Genomic DNA, 22,204 nt, shown 5'->3' on the forward strand with positions numbered 1-22,204 from the left:
AGTCCCTAAGGCATTCCCCAATCGCTACCCTTCATACAGAAGTATTAAAGGCCTGCTAAGCGGCTGAACATCTACGCTCTCCCGGGAGAGTCCGGGAGCGTCGCGGTGCGTCCGGGTTAAACCGCTCGTGATTCAATTAGCCCCCTGCCGGCACCTCTGCAATATCACGCTCTCCCCGGAGGCCAACATGTTTTGGTAATGCCTTTGTCCCATTTATGGGCTACCCTAGTGGCCTGAGTACATGACCCGGCGGGTTTGTGCCGGGTCATTTTTTATTTCAGGAGTTGTCATGGCCGGGGAACATGTCATTTTGCTGGACGAGCAAGATAAGCCTACAGGTATGCTGGAGAAGTATGCCGCCCACACCCTCGATACCCCTTTGCATCTCGCGTTTTCCTGCTGGCTGTTCAATGAACAAGGTCAGCTGCTGGTCACGCGCCGTTCGCTGGGCAAAAAAGCCTGGCCAGGCGTATGGACGAACTCAGTCTGCGGGCATCCGCAAACCGGCGAAACCTTCGAACAGGCCGTTGAGCGCCGCTGCCGCTTTGAGCTCGGCGTCGAGATAACCCGCATCGTCCCGGTCTTTCCGGGGTTCCGTTACCGGGCCGTCGCGCCGAATGGCATTGTCGAAAACGAGGTCTGTCCGGTCTATGCGGCGCGAGTAGCCAGCGCGTTACGGATAAATCCTGACGAAGTGATGGATTTTCAGTGGAGCAATCTTGCGGATGTGTTAAGCGGGATTCGCGCGACGCCCTGGGCTTTTAGCCCGTGGATGGTGCTGCAGGCGGCGGACGATAATGCGCGTAACGCATTAATCAGCTTTAGCAACCAGGCATAAAAAAACCCAGCTCTGCTGGGTTTTTTTATTCGCGTAATGCTTATTTTACCGGACGCATCGCCGGGAACAGGATCACGTCGCGGATGGTGTGGCTGTTGGTAAACAGCATCACCATACGGTCGATACCGATACCGAGGCCCGCAGTCGGCGGCAGGCCGTGCTCCAGCGCGGTAACGTAGTCTTCGTCATAGAACATCGCTTCGTCGTCACCGGCGGCTTTCGCGTTAACCTGATCGAGGAAACGCTGCGCCTGGTCTTCCGCATCGTTCAGCTCGCTAAAGCCGTTACCGATTTCACGCCCGCCGATGAAGAATTCAAAGCGGTCGGTGATTTCCGGGTTCTCGTCGTTACGACGCGCCAGCGGAGAGACTTCTGCCGGATATTCGGTAATGAAGGTCGGCTGAATCAGGTGCGCTTCCGCCACTTCTTCGAAGATCTCGGTCACGATGCGGCCCAGACCCCAGCTCTTCTCAACGTGGATACCGATGCTTTCCGCAATGGCTTTTGCGGAATCGAAGTTATCCAGATCGGCCATCTCGGTTTCCGGACGATATTTCTTGATCGCTTCGCGCATGGTCAGCTTTTCAAACGGCTTGCCGAAATCAAAGGTCTGATCGCCGTAAGGCACTTCAGTATGGCCCAGAACGTCCTGCGCCAGGGTGCGGAACAGGGATTCGGTCAGCTCAATCAGATCTTTGTAATCCGCATACGCCATGTAGAGTTCCATCATGGTGAACTCTGGGTTATGGCGAACGGAGATACCTTCGTTACGGAAGTTACGGTTGATTTCGAACACGCGCTCGAAGCCGCCAACCACCAGACGCTTCAGGTACAGTTCCGGCGCGATACGCAGGTACATGTCCAGATCCAGCGCGTTGTGATGGGTGATGAACGGACGCGCGGACGCGCCGCCGGGGATCACCTGCATCATCGGGGTTTCAACTTCCATAAAGCCGCGGCCGACCATGAACTGGCGGATGCCCGCCAGGATCTGCGAACGCACTTTAAAGGTGTTGCGCGATTCATCGTTGGAGATCAGGTCCAGGTAGCGCTGACGATAGCGCGCTTCCTGATCCTGCAGGCCGTGGAATTTGTCCGGCAGCGGGCGCAGGGCTTTGGTCAGCAGACGCAGCTCGGTGCAGTGAATAGAGAGCTCGCCGGTCTTGGTTTTGAACAGCTTACCGCGCGCCGCGATGATATCGCCGAGGTCCCACTTTTTGAACTGCTCGTTATAGACGCCTTCCGCCAGATCGTCGCGGGCGACGTACAGCTGAATGCGGCCGCCAACGTCCTGCAGCGTAACGAAGGAGGCTTTACCCATGATACGACGGGTCATCATGCGGCCAGCGACGGCGACTTCAACGTTCAGCGCTTCCAGCTCTTCGTTTTCTTTGCCATCGAAGTCAGCGTGCAGAAGGTCTGAGGTGTGGTCACGACGGAAATCATTCGGGAACGGGATACCCTGCTCACGCAGCGCGGCCAGCTTCTCACGACGGGCTTTCAGTTCATTATTAAGGTCAATTGCCGCGTCAGCGCCCTGTGCTTGTTGTTCAGACATGTTGGTTCCTCATAACCCTGCTTTCAAACTTGCTTCGATAAATTGATCCAGGCTGCCGTCCAGCACCGCCTGAGTGTTGCGGGTTTCCACCCCGGTGCGCAGATCTTTAATGCGGGAGTCATCCAGCACGTAAGAACGGATCTGGCTGCCCCAGCCGATGTCGGATTTGGTATCTTCCATCGCCTGCTTCTCGGCATTTTTCTTCTGCATTTCCAGCTCATAAAGCTTCGCTTTCATCTGCTTCATGGCCTGGTCTTTGTTCTTGTGCTGTGAACGGTCGTTCTGGCACTGGGTCACTAAGCCGGTCGGAATGTGGGTAATACGCACTGCGGATTCCGTACGGTTAACGTGCTGACCGCCCGCGCCGGATGCGCGATAAACGTCAATGCGCAGATCCGCCGGGTTGATGTCGATATCAATATCGTCATCCACTTCCGGATAAACGAAGGCGGAGCTGAAAGAGGTGTGGCGGCGGCCGCCGGAATCGAACGGGCTCTTACGCACCAGGCGATGAACGCCGGTTTCGGTACGCAGCCAGCCGTAGGCGTAGTCGCCGATAATCTTGATGGTCACGGACTTAATGCCCGCCACTTCGCCTTCAGACTCTTCGATGATCTCGGTCTTGAAGCCGCGCGCTTCGGCCCAGCGCAGATACATGCGCATCAGCATGCTGGCCCAGTCCTGCGCTTCCGTTCCGCCGGAACCGGCCTGGATATCGAGGTAGCAATCGGCGCTGTCGTATTCACCGGAGAACATGCGGCGGAATTCCAGCTGCGCCAGCTTCTCTTCCAGCACATCGAGCTCGGCGACGGCTTCGTTGAAGGTCTCTTCGTCTTCGGCTTCAACGGCCAGCTCCAGCAGGCCGGAAACGTCCTCCAGCCCCTGAGACATCTGATCCAGCGTATCAACGATGGCTTCCAGCGAGGAACGCTCTTTACCCAGCGCCTGCGCGCGCTCTGGTTCGTTCCAGACGTCAGGCTGCTCCAGCTCGGCGTTTACTTCTTCGAGACGCTCTTTCTTAGCATCGTAGTCAAAGATACCCCCTAAGAACGTCCGAGCGCTCCGTGAGGTCCTGAATACGGTTTTTTACCGGATTTATTTCAAACATGGTCGGTTTCTTTTAATGGATTCGTCAAAATGCGGTGATAAGAGCGGAATTCTACCGGATTCGCGCCCTCATTAATATACTGTTCTCAATTTGGCCAGAGGTGGTCAATGATCAGCTGCAGGCTGCGGTTGCCGCGGAACTCATTGATATCAAGCTTATAGGCAAGCTGAACTTCGCGAACGCCGTTATCCGGCCAAAGGGAAGTATCAACATTGAACGCGATACCGTCCAGCAGCGGGCCGCCGCCGACCGGCTCAACCATCACCTTCAGATGACGCTCGCCGACCAGGCGCTGCTGTAGCAGACGAAAACGGCCGTCAAACAGCGGCTCCGGGAACATCTGCCCCCACGGTCCGGCGTCGCGCAGCATCTGCGCGACCTCCATGCTCATCTCTGCCGCCGCCAGCGGACCGTCGGAGACCACTTCCCCCTGCAGCAGCGCAGGATCGAGCCACTCGGTCACCAGCTCGCCGAAGCGCTGCTGGAACTCTTCAAAGCGCGCCTCTTCCAGCGATAGTCCCGCCGCCATGGCATGGCCGCCAAACTTCAGAATCAGCCCGGGATAGAGCGTATCCAGACGCTCCAGCGCATCGCGCATATGCAGCCCCTGAATCGACCGACCGGAGCCTTTGAGCGTACCGTCGCCGGTGGGCGCAAAGGCGATAACCGGACGATGGAAACGCTCTTTGATACGCGAGGCCAGAATGCCGACGACGCCCTGGTGCCACTGCGGATGGTACATCGCCAGGCCGCCGGGCAGCGTCTCACCGCTGCGCTCCAGCTTCTCACACAGGGTCAGGGCTTCCGCCTGCATCCCCTGTTCTATCTCTTTGCGCGTCTGGTTCAACGCGTCCAGCTCATTGGCCAGCACCCGCGCTTCGCCGGTGTTGTCGCACAGCAGCAGCGCCACGCCGACGGACATATCGTCCAGCCGGCCAGCCGCGTTAAGCCGCGGACCGAGCGCGAAGCCGAGATCGCTTGCCGCCAGCTTTTGCGGGTCGCGGTTGGCGATCTCCAGCAGCGCCTTAATGCCCGGACGGCATTTCCCCGCCCGGATGCGGCTCAGCCCCTGCCAGGTCAGGATACGGTTGTTGGCATCCAGCGGTACGACGTCCGCCACGGTGCCGAGCGCCACCAGATCGAGGAGGTCAGCCAGATTCGGCGGCGCAATGCCGCGCTCCTCAAACCAGCCTTTATCGCGCAGAAAAGTGCGCAGCGCCAGCATCAGATAAAAAGCCACGCCCACCCCAGCCAGCGATTTCGACGGAAACTCACAGTCGCGCAGGTTCGGGTTAATAATCGCTTCCGCCGCGGGCAGCGAATCCCCCGGCAGGTGGTGATCGGTCACCAGCACCGGAATACCCAGCGCATGGGCGCGATCGACGCCAGTGTGCGAAGAAATACCGTTATCCACGGTCATAATCATCTGCGCGCCGCGGGCGTGAGCCTGATCGACCACTTCCGGGCTCAGGCCGTAGCCATCTTCAAAACGGTTTGGCACCAGGTACGAGACGTTGCCGTAGCCCAGCGCCCGCAGGGCCAGAACGCTCAGCGCGGTGCTGGTGGCGCCGTCGGCGTCAAAATCGCCGACCACCACAATATGCAGCCCCTGCTTAAATGCGCCGTAGAGCATCTCTACCGCTTTTTCGACGCCGGTCAGCTGCGACCACGGCAGCATGCCTTTCACGCCGCGCTCCAGCTCCTGCGCGCTACGCACGCCGCGGCTGGCGTACAGCCGCTGCAGCAGCGGTGGGAGATCGGCAGGTAAATCGACGCCGTCAGCCGCCTCGCGGCGGCGTAGTTGTATCTGTTGTTTCACGCGAATCAGTTACCGCTTGTCTGTTTTTGATGCTCATCAAGGAGCGCTTTCAGGTCTTTAGGATCGCGATAGCCGGGCATCAGCGTGCCGTCGCTCAGCACCATCGCCGGCGTGCCGTTAACGCCAAGCTGCACGCCCAGCATGTAGTGTTTAGCGATATCAACATCGCAGCTGGCCGGCTGCACGCCCTTACCGCTCATCGCGTCATCCAGCGCTTTGTTACGATCTTTAGCGCACCAGATAGCCTTCATATTCTGCTCGGCTTCGCTTTGCAGCCCCTGGCGCGGGAAGGCCAGATAGCGCACGGTAATACCCAGCGCGTTATAGTCGCTCATCTGCTCATGCAATTTATGGCAATAACCACAGGTAATATCGGTGAAGACGGTGATGACGTGTTTTTCCTGCGGCGCTTTATAGACGATCATCTCTTTTTCCAGCGCGTTCAGCTTACCGGCCAGCAGCGTATTGGTGACGTTTACCGGCTGCGCGCCGCTGACGTCGTACATCGGCCCCTGGATAATGTGCTTACCGTCATCGGTAACGTATATCACGCCGCTGTCCGTCAATACGGTGCTGATGCCTTTGATCGGCGAAGGTTGCACGTCCGAACTCTGCACGCCCAGCTTCGCCAGCAGTTGCTTGATCGCCGCGCTATCGGCATGCGCCGCACCGGATAAGGTGGTCGCCAGCAGAGTGAACATCAGTAAACCTTTTTTCATACTCAGTCCTTTTTTTCAGCACTCACGCACGCGGGTGATGCTGTTGATGGAGTTGTCGCAGACGCTCGGTCGCCACGTGGGTGTAGATCTGCGTCGTGGAGAGATCGCTGTGTCCTAACAGCATCTGCACCACGCGTAAGTCGGCGCCATGGTTAAGTAAATGCGTCGCGAACGCATGGCGTAACACGTGCGGGGAGAGCTTTTCGCTGTCAATCCCCGCCAGTACGGCATAGTGCTTAATTCGATGCCAGAACGTCTGGCGCGTCATCTGCTGCGCGCGCTGGCTGGGAAAAAGCACATCGGACGCCACGCCGTTCAGCAGCCAGGGGCGCCCGTATTCAAGGTAATTCTCAACCCACAGCACCGCCTCTTCACCCAGCGGTACCAGACGTTCTTTATTTCCTTTACCAATCACGCGCAGCACGCCCTGTCGCAGGCTAATGTCGCTCATGGTCAGGCCCACTAGCTCGGAAACGCGCAGACCGGTGGCGTACAGCACTTCCAGCATCGCTTTATCGCGCAGCTCCAGCGGTTGTTCAACCAGCGGCGCCTGGAGCAGGCGTTCCACCTGCGCCTCGCTCAGATCCTTCGGCAGCCTCTGCGGCAGCTTTGGCGAGGCCAACAGCGCGCTGGGATCGTCCGGGCGAATTTTCTCCCGGTAAAGATGCTGGAAGAAACGGCGCACGGCGCTTAGCAGGCGCGCGGTGCTGGTGGCTTTATAGCCGCCGGTTTGCCGCTCCGCCAGCAGCGACTGGAGATCTTCGCCGCTGACGCTGGCAAGCGACAGGCCACGATGATGCAGCCATTCGACCACCATCGTCAGGTCCCGGCGGTAGGCGCTCAGCGTGTTTTCCGCCAGATTCCGTTCCAGCCACAAGGCATCAAGAAACTGCTCGATTTGTGCGAGATCCTGTTCCACTCCGGCCTCTTTGTATATTAAAACGGCGCCATTATACCCTAAATAATTCGAGTTGCAGGCGGGCGCGGCCTTTCTGGTACACTAAGCGCAAAGTCACAGCAAGAATTGAGACGTTTCCGCGATGAACATAGGTCTTTTTTACGGTTCCAGCACCTGCTACACCGAAATGGCGGCGGAAAAAATCCGCGATATTATCGGCCCTGAACTGGTCACGCTGCACAACCTGAAAGATGATTCCCCTGCCCTGATGACGCAATACGATGTGCTGATCCTCGGCATTCCAACCTGGGATTTCGGCGAGATCCAGGAGGACTGGGAGGCGGTCTGGCAGCAGCTCGATACGCTGGATCTGCAGGGTAAAATCGTCGCGCTGTACGGCATGGGCGACCAGCTAGGCTACGGCGAATGGTTCCTTGATGCGCTCGGCATGCTGCACGATAAGCTGGCGACCAAAGGGGTTAAGTTTATCGGCTACTGGCCTACTGAAGGCTATGAATTCACCAGCCCGAAACCGGTCATTGCCGATGGGCAGCTGTTCGTTGGCCTGGCGCTTGATGAAACGAACCAGTACGACCTGAGCGATGAGCGCATTCAGAACTGGTGCGAGCAAATCCTCGGTGAAATGGCTGAGCAGTTCTCCTGAGTCCCTGCCTACTCTTGCGTCGGTTTTAGCAACACCAGCCGACGCAGATCTCGCCATTCTCCCGCGTCCATGCTATCCGCCGCGACCCACAAATGCTGGGTTCGTTGGTTTTCCGTATTCCGCAGGCGCAGCAGCATTCCGCTGTTAATCACCCACGGGGTGCCGATGATATCCCACTCCGCCTTTTGCCAGCGCAGACGGGAGTCGATCAGCAGCTTGATTTCTCCCTGACGGGCATGGATCCGCCGCTGGCTGCGCACGCAGTCGAACACCACCAGCGACAGCAGTATCAGCCACAGCGGGGTATAGCTCAGCGGCCAGGGCATCAGCAGCACAAGCGCCGCCACCACGCCGTGCATCAGCAGCGAAAACCACTGCGCTCGCCACGAGATGCGTAAATCAGATTGCCACAGGACCACGTTCCCGATTCCGTGTCTGAATTAATTTTACCATCCGCTGCAGTTCTGCATCAGCCGGCTCGCCATGATTCATCAACCAGTTGAACAGATCCGGATCGTCGTTTTCCAGCAGGCGGATGAATAACGCTTTATCGCCATCGCTGAGCGTGTCGTACTCATGCTCGAAAAACGGCATGATGGAGATATCGAGTTCACGCATACCTCGACGGCATGCCCAGTGGATGCGGGCTTTATTGTTAATGTCCATGTTTTACTTCCTGCTTATAAATATCTCTTAGTTTAACCCGTTTTCGGCGCTGACTTCACTGGAATATCAAGTTTCGCGAGCGCTATTCCATGAAAACCCTAAAATAATCAGGTCATTTATTATTTCGCTGGTTTCAGCGCCCCGTCTTTGAGGGCACGAATGGCCTGTCAAAAGCGCTTGCATTGCACCATAGCTCTTTTACCATTAGTCACACACTCTGCGTTAAGCTATTCAGGATATGACTATGGCTTTTACACCTTTTCCTCCGCGTCAGCCTTCCTCTTCCGCTCGTCTGCCGTTAACGCTGATGACGCTGGACGACTGGGCGCTGGCGACGATTACCGGTCCGGATGGCGAAAAATATCTGCAGGGGCAGATTACCGCCGACGTCAGCCACCTGACCGACGAGCAGCATCTGCTTGCCGCGCATTGTGACGCCAAGGGCAAGATGTGGAGCAATCTGCGCGTTTTCCGCCGCAACGAGGGTTTTGCGTGGATTGAGCGCCGCAGCCTGCGCGATGCGCAGCTGACCGAACTGAAAAAATACGCGGTGTTCTCTAAAGTGACCATCGCCGCCGATGATGAATCCGTACTGCTGGGCGTTGCCGGGTTCCAGGCGCGCGCTGCGCTGTCGCCGCTGTTTAGTGAGCTGCCGAACGCCGAGAAACAGGTTGTCAGCGAAGGAGCCACCAGCGTGCTGTGGTTTGCGCATCCGGCCGAGCGTTTCCTGCTGGTGACCGATGTGGCAACCGCCACCCGCATCACCGATGCGCTACGCGGTGAAGCGCAGCTCAACAACAGCCAGCAGTGGCTGGCGCTGAATATTGAAGCCGGGCTGCCGGTTATCGACAGCGCCAACAGCGCGCAGTTTATTCCGCAGGCCACCAACCTACAGGCGCTGGGCGGCATCAGCTTTAAGAAAGGCTGCTATACCGGCCAGGAGATGGTTGCCCGCGCTAAATTCCGCGGCGCCAACAAGCGCGCCCTGTGGTATCTGGCGGGAACAGCCAGCCGCGTGCCTGAGGCCGGGGAAGACCTGGAGCTGAAGATGGGTGAAAACTGGCGCCGAACCGGCACCGTTTTAGCGGCCGTGCAGCTGGACGACGGTCGCCTGCTGGTACAGGTGGTGATGAATAACGATATGGAGCCGGACAGCGTGTTTCGCGTACGCGATGATGCAGGTAGCCTGAGCATCGAGCCGCTGCCGTATTCGCTGGAAGAGAGTTAAAGCGATATTCCCTGCCGCCTTCTCCCCGGAGGCGGCGCTCACGCGCCTGTCTGGGCTACCCCACCCGCAAACCACGAAACACCCGCGGCCGCGCGCTTTGCGCAAATGCGCCATCTCTGGCCCAGGCCACTTTCTTGCGTAGAAGAATAGTGTATGTTCTGAACAATCATTTATTTCTTAAGCGGTAAAAGAGATGAGACGGATTGAGGTCATACTGGGGGAACTGGAGCGATTAACACGCGGGCTGAATCTTGCGGATCTGGAACAGGAAACGGCATTTACGGCGGAAGCCATCGGCTTTAACCTCGGGCTTGCGCGCAACTCGGTCAGCAAAGACCTCAATCAGTTATGGAACGACGGCCTGGCGATTAAGAGCAGAGGACGCCCCGTGTTCTTTTGGCACCGCCAGGCAATGGAAACGCTGCTGGGGCGCAGACTGAATGATACCGAATGTGAAGTGCGCACGGTTGCCGACCTTCTGCCGCATCAGGAAGGTTGCTCAACGGATGACCCCTTCAGCGGCCTGATTGGTTACGATCGCAGCCTCCGTGATGCGGTGGAAAAAGGCCGCGCAGCGGTACTTTATCCTCACGGGCTCCACGTATTGCTGACCGGCCCCTCCGGAGTAGGTAAAACTTTCTTTGCCGAGCTGATGCACCGTTTTGCCTGCGAGCAGGCGGCGGGTTCTCCCCCGCCGCTGGTCTACTTTAACTGCGCCGAGTATGCGCATAACCCGGAGCTGCTCTCTTCGCATTTGTTCGGCCATCGGCAGGGCGCATTTACCGGTGCCAGTGAGAATAAAGCCGGTCTGGTAGAGCAGGCGGACGGCGGATATCTGCTGCTTGATGAGGTGCACCGCCTGCCGTATGAAGGACAGGAAAAACTCTTCTCCATTCTCGACAAAGGCCAATATCGCCCGCTCGGTTCAAGCGCCACGGCGCGGTCCATTACGGTGCGCTTGATTTGCGCCACCACCGAACCGGTCAGCTCAGCCCTGCTGCGAACGTTCCAGAGGCGCATCCAGGTCTGTATCGATCTCCCCGGGATCCGTCAGCGCTCGGTGGAAGAACAGGTGGAACTTATTGTCGGTTTTCTCCAGCGCGAGAGCCGCAAAATTGAGCGTACGGTCAGTATCGACAAAACGCTGTTGCTCTGGCTGCTGAATAAACCGCTGGAAGGCAATATCGGCCAGCTCAAAAGCGATATCCAGTTTCTTTGCGCCCAGGCGTGGGCCGCGGGAATGACCGAGCATAACGACACGCTCCAGCTGGATAAACGGCTGGTAGAAGTGCCGTTCAACGCCACCCCGGAACAGCGTCTGCTGGTCGATACCTTGTTTGACGGCCAGGATCGGCTAAGCGTCGATGCGCGCACGTTACCCGCATTGAAAACCACTCTGGCGACAGGAGCGGAGATCGAAGAAAGCGATCTGTTTTACAGCTTCCTGACCCGCGAATACGTCAACCTGCGCAACAGCAACGTCCCACCGGCTGAGACGCTGGCGATCCTCAAAAACAAACTCAGTTCTATCTTTGAATATGGTCTCTACAGCCGCGACAGCGTGGCCCATCCGCCGCGCTATGGCGATCGGATTGAAGAGCGGGTGACCCTGCTGATTGGCTGGGTGGAACAGGTGCTGGGCTTTACGCTGCCAGAAAACCTGATGAATCCGCTGCGTAAACACTTTCTGGCGCTGATTGGCTACGTGCAGCGCGGGCTGATCCCGCAGCTCTACTCCTCCAGCCTGATCCTCGACCGCTGCAAAGACGAGTATGAAAACGCGACTCTGCTGTGCCGGAAAATCAACGAGCTGCTGCATATTCAGTGCCCGGCGACGGAGGTCGTCTGGCTATGTCTGTTCCTGAAAGAGTGCCGCCATTATCGCCAGCGGATCGACGCCAGTCCCGACTGCGGCGTCATTTTAATCGCCCACGGCGCGACGACGGCGACCAGTCAGGCGCAGTACGTCAACCGGGTGCTGGAGCGCGAGCTGTTTAGCGCCATCGATATGCCCTTTGAGCAGTCGGTGCATGACACGCTGGAAACGCTAACCCAGCGGATCCAGAGCCAACGCTACCGGCGGCTGATTCTGATGGTGGATATCGGCTCGCTGGTGCATTTTGGCAGCACCATCAGCAAGCTATTCCAGATTGACGTCCTGTTAATGCCCAATATTACGCTGACCAGTCTGCTGGAGCTGGGTCTGGATTTAAGCTATGAAACCAGCGAGCTACCGCAGCTGGCGGAATTACTGCAGAGTAAAAATATCCCCTGTCAGCTCTGTACTCCGCAGCAGGAAAACGGCGGTAAGGTGCTGGTGATCTCCTGCATTACCGGCATGGGAACCGCAGAGAAAATCAAAAAAGTGCTGGAGGAAAGTTTTGGCGAGCTGATGTCGCAGGATACGCGAATGGTGATCCTCGATTACAACGAGGTTCGCAGCCTGGAGCGCGTTCAGCAGTCGCTGCTGGCCGGTGAGCGACTGGCGGGGATTGTCGGCACCTTCCAGCCGGGACTGCCGGATATTCCGTTTATCTCGCTTGAAGAGCTGTTCTCCGAGCAGGGGCCGGAACTGGTGCTCAGCCTGCTCACGCCGGACCTCTCAAGCAGTGAGCGCCGTCTGGAGATGGAGCGCAGCGCGATGCGCTTCATCAGCGCGCTGACCATGGAAAGCATCATCAACCATATTTCGGTACTCAATCCCCAGCGCATTCTCAAAGAGATGGAGGGGGTGTTTAACCATTTAACCACCTCGCTTTCGCTGAAACCCAGCCGCCAGGTGACACTGCGCTTCCTGATCCACTGCTGTTGCATGGTCGAGCGTATCGTAATTAACCGGAAACCGTTACAGATGTCGCTGGAGAGCCAGCCCGCGCTGGACGTCCGCGCGTTTAGTGTCATTAAATCCGCCTTCCAGCCGATCGAAGAGGCTTATGCCATTCGTTTATCCGACGCGGAATATTTTTATATCTACGAACTGTTGTATCGCTGATCCCTTAACTGGCGTGGCTTTACGCCGCGCCTGCCCCTCTTCGCCCCCCATGTGACACAAATTCTGGCACAGCCTTTGCTCTTATTACGTATATCAATGTAATAGCGCCAGGAGGCCATTTTGATTACCACTGAACCTTTGTCCCAGATCCTGCTGCTGACCCATGGCGGCTGGGGGCAACAGCTCTGCAACAGCCTGTGCATGGTGACGGGCGAAATTAAAGGCGTAACGGAAATCGCCCTGATGCCCGTCGATACCTTGGGCGAGTTTTATCAGCGCGTAGAAGCTGTCGTGAAAACCCTGCCCGAAGGCTCGCTTATTCTGACCGATTTTATTGGCGGGACCACCTCTAACGTGGCCGCGCGGCTAAGCGCCGATTATCCGGTGGCGGTGATTTCCGGACTGAATGCCTCGCTGCTGCTGGAGGCCCTGGACAAGCGGGAACAGGGGCCGCTATCCGCCTGCGTAGCTGAATTAGTGGAAGCCGCGCGCAGCAGCTGTCTGGACGTTGTCGCCCACGTGCGTCAATTACAACAATCACAATAAGGAAAAAATATCATGGCTAACATCGTGTTATGTCGCATCGACAGCCGCCTCATTCATGGACAAGTGGTGACGAAGTGGGTCGGACAATCCCAGGCCAACCGGATTGCGGTAGTGAGTGATGAGCTGGACGCCGATCCGTTTATGAAAAATATCTATCTGATGGCGGCACCGCCAAACATCAAAGTGGATTGCTACAGCAATCAGAGCTTTGCCGCATCGTGGAAAGAAAACCAGCTTGGCGACGGCAGCGTGCTGGTGCTGTTCCCCTCTCTCGCGGCGATTCAGGAGGCCGTACAGCTCGGGTTTGATGTTTCCGCCATTCAGGTTGGTGGCTTAGGCGGCGGGCCGAACCGCAAGGTCGTTTTCCAGAACATCACGTTGGATGAAAAAGACGTTGGCATTCTCCACGACCTGAAAAGTCGAGGGATTAAGGCGGTCTTCCAGACTATCCCGGAAGATAAGCCGCAGTCGCTGGACGATATCCTGAAAAAATTCTAATCCTCTGATAACAGGGTAAATAATTATGGATACTTTAGTCTTTGCAAGCCTGATGGGATTGTATTACTGGTTTGCCCGCTTACGCCTTGGCTACACCTTCTCCGCCATGCTGCTTCAACCCGTGGTGATCGCCGTTTTTGTCGGCCTGCTGCTGGGCAACATGGAAATAGCGATGATTATTGGCGCTGGCATGCAGCTGGTTTACCTCGGCGTGACCTCAACGCCCGGGGGTAACGTGCCGTCAGATCCGGCGCTGGCAGCCTGTATCTCGATTCCTATCGCCGTAAAAGCCGGGATGGACCCGAACCTGGCCATCGCGCTGGCCATCCCGTTTGGCGTGATCGGCGTCTTCCTTGACCAGCTCAGACGCACGCTGAACGCCGCATGGGTGCATATGGCGGATAAACACGCGGAAACGGCCAACATGGGCGGTATTATGCGCTGCGCGTTCCTCTACCCGGCGTTGCTCGGCCTGGTGCTGCGTTTCCCGGTGGTGTTTGCTGCCAACTATTTTGGCCAGGACGTGGTAGAGAGCTTCCTTAAGCTGATGCCGCACTGGTTGACCCACTCCTTTGAAATTATGGGCGGAATTCTGCCGGCGCTGGGCTTTGCCATCACCATCATGGTGATCGGTAAGAAGAGCCTGCTGCCGTGGTTTATCGGCGGATTCTTTGCGGTGCTGTACCTGAAGGTGGACATTATGGCGATGGCAATCTTTGGTACCTGCGTGGCCTTCCTGATTAAGGGCCTGGCGAAAAATGAAGGAGCAGCATGATGAGCAGCGATGTAATGCAGCATGAACTGGTGGAGCGCGCGCGGGAGAACGGCACGCTGACCAAAGCGGACATCACCAAAGCCTGGTTTATTTACTGGCTGGGCGCGGAAGTTTCCAGCTCCTATGAGCGTTTACAAAGCCTGATTTTCTGCGCCTCAATGACGCCGATTATCAAAAAACTCTACCCGCAAAAAGAAGAGCAGGTGGAGGCGCTAAAACGCCATCTGAACTTCTTCAACTCTGAGCAGACCTTTGGCGCGGTGATTCAGGGGATCTCGATTGCGATGGAGGAGCAGAAAACCCGCGGTGAACCGATTAGCGACGCGTCTATCACCGGGATTAAAACCGGGCTGATGGGGCCGCTGGCCGGAATGGGGGACTCCATCATCTGGGCGGCCGTCATGCCGTTGCTGATTGCGATTTTCATCCCGTTCGCCGCCAGCGGCAGCGCGATGGGCGGCATTGTGCCCTTAATTCTCTATCCGGCCATTACGCTGGCGATCAGCTACGGCATGGTGCACAAAGGCTACACGCTGGGACGCGACTCAATCATCGGTCTGCTCCAGGGAGGGCGAATTAAGGAGCTTATCTACGGCGCGAACGTGCTGGGCCTGATAATGATGGGCGCGCTCTCCGCAAGCTACGTCAAAATAACGACCCCCTTAAAGCTCAGCGCGCTGAAGGGCTCGGAGGTGGTGGTCCAGCAAATCCTCGACTCTATCGCGCCCGGCCTGTTGCCGCTGGCGGCGGTGTTTGCCATCTACTTCTATCTGGTGAAGAAAGGGCCGCGCTACACCACCATTCTGCTGTCAATTGTCGCGCTCAGCGTGGTCTGTTCGCTGCTGGGAGTGCTGTAAACCATGACGCAGAATATCTATCAACAGCTGGGGTTAAAACAGGTGATTAACGCCTGCGGCAAAATGACGATTCTGGGCGTTTCCAGCGTGGCGCCGGAGGTGATGCAGGCAACGGCGCGGGCGGCATCGGCCTTTGTGGAAATCGACAGGCTGGTAGACCGAACCGGCGAGCGGGTCTCCCGCTTTACCGGCGCGGAGGACAGCTATATCACCTCCTGCGCCTCGGCGGGAATCGCCATCGCCGTGGCCGCCGCGATTACCCATGGCGACCAGGCGCGAGTGATGCAGATGCCGGACAGTCGCGGTATGGCCAACGAAGTCGTCATGCTCCGCGGGCATAACGTCGATTATGGCGCGCCCATCACCAGCGCGATTCGCTTAGGCGGTGGGCGCGTTGTGGAGGTCGGTTCAAGCAATCTGGCGGCGCGCTGGCAGCTGGAGAGCGCGATCTCTACCGGCACCGCCGCCCTGCTGTATGTGAAATCACACCACTGCGTGCAAAAAGGGATGTTGAGTATCGAGGATTTCGTGCAGGTCGCACAGACTCACAACCTGCCGCTGATTGTCGATGCCGCCGCCGAGGAGGATTTACGCGTCTGGGCGGCGAGCGGAGCGGACATGGTTATCTATAGCGGGGCAAAAGCGTTTAACGCGCCCACCTCCGGATTCATCACCGGGAAAAAACAGTGGATAGCGGCGTGTAAGGCGCAGCATCACGGTATTGCCCGGGCGATGAAAATCGGCAAGGAGAATATGGTCGGTCTGGTTTATGCGCTGGAACACTATCATCAGGGGCAGAAGGGGGTCACAGCCGAGGAACTCCTGCCCGTCGCGAAAGCGATCTCAGCGATAAACGGCTTACAAGCCGATATTGAGCAGGATGAAGCCGGACGCGCTATCTGGCGTATCCGCATTCAGGTGAATGCCCAGGAGCTGGGCCTGGATGCCCGCGAAGTCGAAGCACAGCTGCGCAACGGCGATATCGCCATTTACGCCCGGCGCTATAACCTCCATCAGGGGGTTTTTAGCCTGGACCCACGAACGGTAGCCGAGGGTGAAATGAGCCTGATCGTGGCGCGCCTAAAGGAGATTGCAGACCATGCAGCAAATTAATTTTTACCGTCAACGCGTCGCGATTAACGTGCTGGCGAAAGATATCGCCAACGCCCGGGACATTTATGATGCCGCCGAAGGCCATGCGGCGATTGGCGTCCTCTCGGCACAGTTTGCCTCCGTGGAAGAAGGTGTTCAGGAGGTAAAACGCTGGATGGCGGAGATACCCTCCATCTCCGTAGGCCTGGGCGCCGGCGATCCTGCGCAGTATTACAAAGCGGCGATGATCGCGTCAGCGCTTCACCCGGCGCACGTTAATCAGACCTTTACCGGCTGCGGGTTTGCCGCAGGGGCGCTGGCGGCTACGGGGGGGCAGCAAACCTGCATTAACGCGCTGGTCAGCCCGACGGGAACCCCTGGCGAGGTTCTGATCTCCACCGGCGTCAGCAGCTGTCAGGGCACGCCGGCACGCGTCTCCTGCGATGCGGCGGTACGCATGATGCAGGACATGGGGGCCCATGCGGCGAAGTTTTTCCCCATGGGCGGCGAAAAGTCGTTACCGGAGCTGTATATGCTGGCGACCACGGCAGCCCGTAACGGGATGACGTTAATCGAACCAACCGGCGGAATCGATCTCGATAACTTTGGCATTATTTTGCAAAGCTGTCTGGAGGCAGGCGTACCTCGCGTGATGCCCCATGTTTACAGCTCGATAATCGACCCGCAAACCGGCAATACCCGGCCAGAAGATATCCGCAGATTAATGGATATCGTGAAAGCCGTGGTCTGAATAAAAACACCGGGCCGTAGCCCAGGCAAGCAAGCCATCACCAACGGAGAATGTCCCGGAGGCGGCGCTGGCGCGCCATGTCCGGGCTACCAGCCATCAGACGACGGTGAACCTGTAGCCCGGCTAAGCGTAGCGCGAGCCGGGAGATTTCGCGAAATTTAAACCTGCCCGACGTACAAATAAATGGCCAGGAAGTGGCACACGCTGCCGCCCAGGACAAAACCGTGCCAGATAGCGTGGTTGTACGGAATACGTTTGCAGACGTAGAAAATAACCCCCAGAGAATAGACCACGCCACCCACGGCAAGCAGCGTCACGCCGCCCACCGCCAGCTTAATCGCCAGCTGATAAACGACGATCAGCGACAGCCAGCCCATGGTCAGGTAGGTCACTAAAGAGAGGATCTTAAAACGATGCGCAATGGTCAGCTTAAACAGGATCCCCAGCAGCGCCAGGCTCCAGATGACGATCATCAGCCCGCGCGATAGCGGCGAATTCAGCCCCACCAGCAGAAACGGCGTGTAGGTCCCGGCAATCAGCAAATAGATGGCGCAGTGGTCGAATTTTTTCAGCCACAGCTTAGCCCGCTGATGCGGAATCGCGTGATAGAGGGTCGAGGCGAGGAACAGCAAAATCATGCTGCCGCCGTACAGGCTGTAGCTGGTAATGGCCGTGGCGCCGGCGTTGCTGTCCACCGCCTGCACCAGCAGCAGCACCAGACCGACGATACCGAACACCAGCCCAATCCCGTGACTGACGCTGTTGGCAATTTCCTCTGCCAGAGAATATCCCTGTGTGATTAACGATTTGCGAACCATATTTGACTCCGAAAACAAGTACGCTTTCAATGCACACTTAGGTTAACTGAGAATGATTCCAGTGAACACCTGTTCGCTAAAATAAAAAGATGAATATTTATGAACAGTATAAAATCAATAAGTTACATAAACATTTCAACTAACAGACGTTCACTGTTTATTTAAAGCTTTTCGAATTCAATAACATAAAACTGCTTTTCTTCAGGATAGATCTCCGCAATCACCTCACGCAGCTGCGCCAGGGTCATATTCTCCTGCTGCGCGTGCAGTTCACTCAGCGTATCCAGCGTCACCGTTGAGGTGGCCACCACGCGAATGGTGCAAAAATAGCCGTCATCTTCATAGCGGCCAACGCGCAGCACATCGCCCGTTTTAAAGTGTGATTCAGCCGCATCGCGGATGGTAATGGTTTTGCGTCCGGCGAGGATGTCGTCCTGAAAACGCTGAAAAAAGGTTATGTCATTTGGCTGCATGATATCATTCCGTCCTGGTCATTATGAATTGTGAGTTTGCCACTGTGAGTATCTTCTCCCACGCCGCTATCGCCAGTCTCAATAATCTTGAGATGATGGTCTATCACTACGTCATTAAAAATCGCGACAAAGTGATGTACATGACCATCCGCGAGCTGGCGGAAGCGGCCGGAGTCTCCACGACTACCGTTTTGCGCTTCTGCCGCAAGCTGCAGTGCGAAGGCTACTCGGAGTTTCGCGTACGCTTTAAATTATATCTGGAGCAGAATGAGCCTCAACAGGCAAATATCGGCGCCAGCGAAATAATGAGCTTTTTTAAAAGCGTTAATAACGATGAATTTGACCAGCTGCTCGAGCAGGCGGTCGATATTATTCTGTCTTCAGAACGTATTATTTTTGTTGGTGCCGGCACCTCCGGCGCGCTGGCAAAATATGGCGCACGTTTCTTTTCTAACGTCGGGAAATTCAGTAACCATATCGACGACCCTTATTTCCCGGTGACCAATGATATGGCGCGTAATGCGCTGGCCATCGTGCTGTCGGTCTCCGGCGAAACCGAAGAGATCCTGCGCTTCGCCAGCCAGTTCAGCCTGCATCGCTGTAAAGTGATGTCCATCACCAGCCACGAGCACTCGCGGCTGGCAAAGCTTGCCGACTTTAATCTCTCCTGGCACGTTCCGCAAACGCGCATCGGCGGCGTCTATGACATTACCACTCAGATCCCGGTCATTTATATTCTGGAAACGCTTGGGCGTAAATTAGCGCGCAAACTCGCCTGAAAATAACAGGGTGTTTTTTCGATGTAACAAATTCCATTCCGGGCAAATTGTTATATCGTGACATTTATATTCCCTTTGTTAGACTCGCAGCCAACAAGTCATTAAGACGAGATGAGCAAAGATGAAGAAAATTCCTTTACCAAAAGACTTTTTATGGGGTGGCGCCGTCGCCGCGCACCAGGTTGAAGGCGGCTGGAATAAAGACGGCAAAGGCCCGAGCATCTGCGACGTGCTTACCGGCGGCGCGCACGGCGTGCCGCGCGAGATAACCCAGCAGGTAGAGCCGGGCAAGTACTATCCGAACCACGAAGCCATCGATTTCCACGGCCGCTACAAAGAAGACATCAAGCTGTTCGCCGAGATGGGCTTCAAGTGCTTCCGCACCTCTATCGCCTGGACGCGCATCTTCCCGCTGGGCGACGAAAGCCAGCCGAATGAAGAAGGGCTGAAATTCTACGATGACATGTTCGATGAACTGCTGAAGTACAACATCGAACCGGTTATTACCCTCTCCCACTTTGAGATGCCGCTGCATCTGGTTCAGCAGTACGGCGGCTGGACCAACCGCAAAGTGGTCGATTTCTTTGTGCGCTTCGCCGAAGTGGTCTTCGAGCGCTATAAGCACAAAGTGAAATACTGGATGACCTTTAACGAGATCAACAACCAGCGTAACTGGCGCGCGCCGCTGTTTGGCTACTGCTGCTCCGGCGTGGTCTATACCGAGCATGAAAACCCGGAAGAGACCATGTACCAGGTGCTGCACCATCAGTTTGTCGCCAGCGCGCTGGCGGTAAAGGCGGCGCGTCAAATCAATCCGGAGATGCAGGTGGGCTGCATGCTGGCAATGGTCGCCCTCTATCCGTTCTCCTGCAAGCCGGAAGACGTGATGTTTGCCCAGGAATCAATGCGTGAACGCTACGTCTTTACCGACGTCCAGCTGCGCGGCTACTACCCGAGCTACGTCCTGAACGAATGGGAACGCCGCGGCTTCAATATCAACATGGAGGACGGCGATGCGCAAATCCTGCGCGAAGGCACCTGCGCGTATCTCGGCTTCAGCTACTACATGACCAACGCGGTGAAAGCGGAAGGCGGCACCGGCGACGCGATCTCCGGCTTTGAAGGCAGCGTGCCCAACCCGCACGTCAAAGCCTCCGACTGGGGCTGGCAGATTGACCCGGTCGGCCTGCGCTATGCGCTGTGTGAACTGTATGAGCGCTACCAGAAGCCGCTGTTTATCGTCGAAAACGGCTTCGGCGCGTACGATAAAGTCGAGGAAGACGGCAGCATCAACGACGACTATCGCATCGACTATCTGCGCGCTCACGTCGAAGAGATGATCAAAGCGGTGACTTACGACGGCGTTGAGCTAATGGGCTATACCCCGTGGGGCTGCATCGACTGCGTCTCCTTCACGACCGGTCAATACAGCAAGCGCTACGGCTTTATCTACGTCAACAAACATGACGATGGTACCGGCGATATGTCCCGCTCGCGCAAGAAGAGCTTTAACTGGTACAAAGAGGTTATCGCCAGCAACGGCGAGAAACTGTAATCATCTTGCCCCTTTCCAGCCGGAAGGGGGCAAAACTTCCCACAAAACAGACACTTCTTTACAGCTTTAGCATTGCTAACCCACGCTCAGCCGATAAGATAAACCACATCAATCGTTGAGTCGCTGACGCTGACTTCGTGAATCAACGCCGCACGCTGCCGGCCTTTCCGGCGCATCACAATGTAGAAAAATGATGCTAAACGTCTTCAGACAGATCCTGATATGGCTGCTGATTGTCGCCGCCGTCAGCCTGGCGGTGGATTACCTGCGCAGGCCCGCGCTGCCGCAGAATTTCTCCAGCATGCCGCTGCAAACGCTTGATGGCCGAACGGTCGATCTGGCGGCAATGAGCCACGAGCGCCCTTTGCTGCTGTACGTCTGGGCCACCTGGTGCGGCGTTTGCCGCTATACCACCCCGTCGGTGGCCGCTTTAGCCAACGATGGCGGCAATGTGATGACGGTAGCGCTACGCTCCGGCGACAACGCCGCTCTGGCGCGATGGCTGGCGCATAAAAAAATGGCGCTGCCGACGATCAATGACGCCAGCGGTCAGCTATCCCAACGGTGGGAGGTGCAGGTCACACCGACCCTTGTGGTGATCTCGCGCGGCGAGGTGAAGTCAGTCACCACCGGCTGGACCAGCGGCTGGGGGATGCGCCTGCGGCTGTGGCTGGCGTCGTAGCGCATTTCCCTGCTTGCGCAGCGCTTAGCAGGGCTATGGATGGGGTGAGGTAAACAGATGTTGTATCCCGGGCAAGGCGTTAGCCGCCCCCCGGAAAACGAGTTCCGATTATCTCCCGCCCGCCAGCTCCAGAAAGCTGCCGGTCACGTAGGAAGCCTTCTCACTCAGCAGCCAGACGATAGCCTGAGCCACCTCCTCCGGCTGCCCGCCGCGCCGCATGGGCAGCATCGACTTCACGCGATCCACGCGCCCCGGTTCACCGCCGCTGGCGTGCATGTCGGTATAAATTAAGCCGGGGCGCACGCCGTTAACCCGAATCCCCTGCGCCGCCACCTCCAGCGACAGGCCGGTGGTCAGAGTATCAACCGCGCCCTTTGACGCGGCATAATCCACATACTCCCCCGGCGCCCCGAGGCGCGATGCCGCGGACGACACATTCACAATCGCCCCGCCCTTACCGCCGTGCTTGTACGACATCCGCTTTACCGCTTCCCGGCAGCAGAGGAAGTAGCCGGTCACGTTGGTGGCCAGCACCCGGTTAATCCGCTCCGCGCAAAGGCTTTCAATCGTCCCCTGGGTAAATAAAATGCCGGCGTTATTGACCAGCGCGGCGAGCGGTTCGCCGAGGCGATCGATAGTGGTAAACATCGCCATCACCTGCGCTTCATCGCTGACGTCCGCCCGTAGCGCAACGGCTTTGCCACCGCTGGCGATAATTTCGTTCACCACGCCGGTCGCGGCAGCGCTATTTTGATGGTAATTCACCGCCACGGTATAGCCTTCCTGCGCCAGCAGCAGCGCCGTCGCTTTACCTATTCCCCGGCTGCCGCCCGTCACCAAAGCTATCGTCATGCCATTCTCCCAAAAAATAAAGGCGCCGCAGCGCCT

At 57.1% G+C, this 22,204-nt stretch carries 23 protein-coding genes; 13 read left to right on the forward strand and 10 right to left on the reverse strand.

The genetic code is table 11. The features are described from left to right. The first annotated feature begins 289 nt into the window (after nt 1-289). Nucleotides 290-838, forward strand: coding sequence for an isopentenyl-diphosphate Delta-isomerase (idi, locus tag SIK97_RS22645; protein WP_032751178.1), 549 nt, complete (start codon nt 290-292; stop codon nt 836-838). 40 nt (nt 839-878) lie between these two features. Here idi and lysS read toward each other — a convergent pair whose 3' ends face one another. The 5 genes from lysS to xerD all read right to left on the reverse strand — a co-directional run bounded on the left by lysS (nt 879) and on the right by xerD (nt 6,961). Then, nucleotides 879-2,396, reverse strand: coding sequence for a lysine--tRNA ligase (lysS, locus tag SIK97_RS22650; protein ID WP_014226789.1), 1,518 nt, complete (start codon nt 2,394-2,396; stop codon nt 879-881). Between the two features lie 9 nt (nt 2,397-2,405). Then, nucleotides 2,406-3,504, reverse strand: a protein-coding gene (gene prfB, locus SIK97_RS22655) for a peptide chain release factor 2 (RefSeq protein WP_100248296.1) whose coding sequence is annotated in 2 segments (ribosomal slippage) — nt 2,406-3,428 and nt 3,430-3,504 — 1,098 coding nt in all. Because the reading frame shifts where the segments join, the coding sequence is not laid out codon by codon here. An 85-nt stretch (nt 3,505-3,589) separates the two neighbouring features. Continuing rightward, nucleotides 3,590-5,323: a single-stranded-DNA-specific exonuclease RecJ gene (recJ, locus tag SIK97_RS22660; protein ID WP_057173759.1), complete on the reverse strand. Its 1,734-nt coding sequence runs from the start codon at nt 5,321-5,323 to the stop codon at nt 3,590-3,592. A 5-nt stretch (nt 5,324-5,328) separates the two neighbouring features. Then, nucleotides 5,329-6,042, reverse strand: a complete 714-nt coding sequence (gene dsbC / locus SIK97_RS22665) for a bifunctional protein-disulfide isomerase/oxidoreductase DsbC (RefSeq protein ID WP_004854054.1) — start codon at nt 6,040-6,042, stop codon at nt 5,329-5,331. Between the two features lie 22 nt (nt 6,043-6,064). Continuing rightward, nucleotides 6,065-6,961, reverse strand: a complete 897-nt coding sequence (xerD, locus tag SIK97_RS22670) for a site-specific tyrosine recombinase XerD (RefSeq protein WP_004105555.1) — start codon at nt 6,959-6,961, stop codon at nt 6,065-6,067. 121 nt (nt 6,962-7,082) lie between these two features. Here xerD and fldB point away from each other — a divergent pair, with 121 nt between their 5' ends. After that, a complete protein-coding gene (gene fldB / locus SIK97_RS22675; protein ID WP_014226792.1) occupies nt 7,083-7,604 on the forward strand; it encodes a flavodoxin FldB in 522 nt (173 codons plus the stop codon). 8 nt (nt 7,605-7,612) lie between these two features. On the opposite strand, the gene SIK97_RS22680 is transcribed toward fldB, so the two are convergent. Both SIK97_RS22680 and sdhE read right to left on the reverse strand, forming a co-directional pair. Beyond that, the gene (locus SIK97_RS22680) at nt 7,613-8,023 is read right to left on the reverse strand and encodes a protein YgfX (RefSeq protein WP_004854060.1); all 411 of its coding nucleotides are present in this window, start codon (nt 8,021-8,023) and stop codon (nt 7,613-7,615) included. Further along, nucleotides 8,004-8,270 (reverse strand): FAD assembly factor SdhE, encoded by a 267-nt coding sequence (gene sdhE, locus SIK97_RS22685; protein ID WP_004124953.1) that lies wholly within the window; start codon nt 8,268-8,270, stop codon nt 8,004-8,006. The genes SIK97_RS22680 and sdhE overlap by 20 nt, the downstream gene beginning before the upstream one ends. A 244-nt stretch (nt 8,271-8,514) precedes the next feature. Here sdhE and ygfZ point away from each other — a divergent pair, with 244 nt between their 5' ends. The 8 genes from ygfZ to dagF all read left to right on the forward strand — a co-directional run bounded on the left by ygfZ (nt 8,515) and on the right by dagF (nt 17,009). Next, nucleotides 8,515-9,498 carry a tRNA-modifying protein YgfZ gene (gene ygfZ / locus SIK97_RS22690; protein ID WP_014226793.1) on the forward strand — a complete coding sequence of 328 codons (984 nt, stop codon included), beginning with the start codon at nt 8,515-8,517 and terminating at the stop codon, nt 9,496-9,498. Nucleotides 9,499-9,691: 193 nt separating this feature from the next. Further along, nucleotides 9,692-12,490 (forward strand): transcriptional regulator DagR, encoded by a 2,799-nt coding sequence (dagR, locus tag SIK97_RS22695; protein WP_057173761.1) that lies wholly within the window; start codon nt 9,692-9,694, stop codon nt 12,488-12,490. Nucleotides 12,491-12,610: 120 nt separating this feature from the next. After that, nucleotides 12,611-13,036 (forward strand): PTS sugar transporter subunit IIA, encoded by a 426-nt coding sequence (locus tag SIK97_RS22700; protein WP_004854067.1) that lies wholly within the window; start codon nt 12,611-12,613, stop codon nt 13,034-13,036. A 12-nt stretch (nt 13,037-13,048) separates the two neighbouring features. Continuing rightward, on the forward strand, nt 13,049-13,534 hold the full coding sequence (locus SIK97_RS22705; protein WP_004854068.1) for a PTS system mannose/fructose/N-acetylgalactosamine-transporter subunit IIB: 486 nt from the start codon (nt 13,049-13,051) through the stop codon (nt 13,532-13,534). 25 nt (nt 13,535-13,559) lie between these two features. Beyond that, nucleotides 13,560-14,309: a PTS mannose/fructose/sorbose/N-acetylgalactosamine transporter subunit IIC gene (locus SIK97_RS22710; RefSeq protein ID WP_049101950.1), complete on the forward strand. Its 750-nt coding sequence runs from the start codon at nt 13,560-13,562 to the stop codon at nt 14,307-14,309. Next, nucleotides 14,306-15,166: a PTS system mannose/fructose/sorbose family transporter subunit IID gene (locus tag SIK97_RS22715; RefSeq protein WP_014839507.1), complete on the forward strand. Its 861-nt coding sequence runs from the start codon at nt 14,306-14,308 to the stop codon at nt 15,164-15,166. The genes SIK97_RS22710 and SIK97_RS22715 overlap by 4 nt, the downstream gene beginning before the upstream one ends. A gap of 3 nt (nt 15,167-15,169) precedes the next feature. Further along, nucleotides 15,170-16,279 carry a D-glucosaminate-6-phosphate ammonia lyase gene (gene dgaE, locus SIK97_RS22720; protein ID WP_032751186.1) on the forward strand — a complete coding sequence of 370 codons (1,110 nt, stop codon included), beginning with the start codon at nt 15,170-15,172 and terminating at the stop codon, nt 16,277-16,279. Further along, a complete protein-coding gene (gene dagF, locus SIK97_RS22725) occupies nt 16,266-17,009 on the forward strand; it encodes a 2-dehydro-3-deoxy-phosphogluconate aldolase (RefSeq protein WP_014226798.1) in 744 nt (247 codons plus the stop codon). Before dgaE ends, dagF begins: the two co-directional genes overlap by 14 nt. Nucleotides 17,010-17,167: 158 nt before the next feature. Here dagF and trhA read toward each other — a convergent pair whose 3' ends face one another. Further along, a complete protein-coding gene (trhA, locus tag SIK97_RS22730; protein WP_014839509.1) occupies nt 17,168-17,827 on the reverse strand; it encodes a PAQR family membrane homeostasis protein TrhA in 660 nt (219 codons plus the stop codon). Between the two features lie 161 nt (nt 17,828-17,988). Next, nucleotides 17,989-18,300 (reverse strand): N(4)-acetylcytidine aminohydrolase, encoded by a 312-nt coding sequence (gene yqfB, locus SIK97_RS22735; protein ID WP_025105968.1) that lies wholly within the window; start codon nt 18,298-18,300, stop codon nt 17,989-17,991. A 50-nt stretch (nt 18,301-18,350) separates the two neighbouring features. Here yqfB and SIK97_RS22740 point away from each other — a divergent pair, with 50 nt between their 5' ends. From SIK97_RS22740 to SIK97_RS22750, 3 genes are all read left to right on the forward strand, one after another. After that, nucleotides 18,351-19,079 (forward strand): MurR/RpiR family transcriptional regulator, encoded by a 729-nt coding sequence (locus SIK97_RS22740; protein ID WP_025105967.1) that lies wholly within the window; start codon nt 18,351-18,353, stop codon nt 19,077-19,079. Between the two features lie 121 nt (nt 19,080-19,200). After that, nucleotides 19,201-20,634 (forward strand): 6-phospho-beta-glucosidase BglA, encoded by a 1,434-nt coding sequence (gene bglA, locus SIK97_RS22745; RefSeq protein WP_025105966.1) that lies wholly within the window; start codon nt 19,201-19,203, stop codon nt 20,632-20,634. 190 nt (nt 20,635-20,824) lie between these two features. Further along, the gene (locus SIK97_RS22750) at nt 20,825-21,316 is read left to right on the forward strand and encodes a protein disulfide oxidoreductase (protein WP_057173762.1); all 492 of its coding nucleotides are present in this window, start codon (nt 20,825-20,827) and stop codon (nt 21,314-21,316) included. A gap of 108 nt (nt 21,317-21,424) precedes the next feature. On the opposite strand, the gene SIK97_RS22755 is transcribed toward SIK97_RS22750, so the two are convergent. Further along, nucleotides 21,425-22,168 (reverse strand): SDR family oxidoreductase, encoded by a 744-nt coding sequence (locus SIK97_RS22755; RefSeq protein WP_049078790.1) that lies wholly within the window; start codon nt 22,166-22,168, stop codon nt 21,425-21,427. Between the last annotated feature and the right edge of the window lie 36 nt (nt 22,169-22,204).

Source organism: Klebsiella sp. JN_Kp126, assembly GCF_033843325.1.
GTDB classification, from domain to species: domain Bacteria; phylum Pseudomonadota; class Gammaproteobacteria; order Enterobacterales; family Enterobacteriaceae; genus Klebsiella; species Klebsiella michiganensis.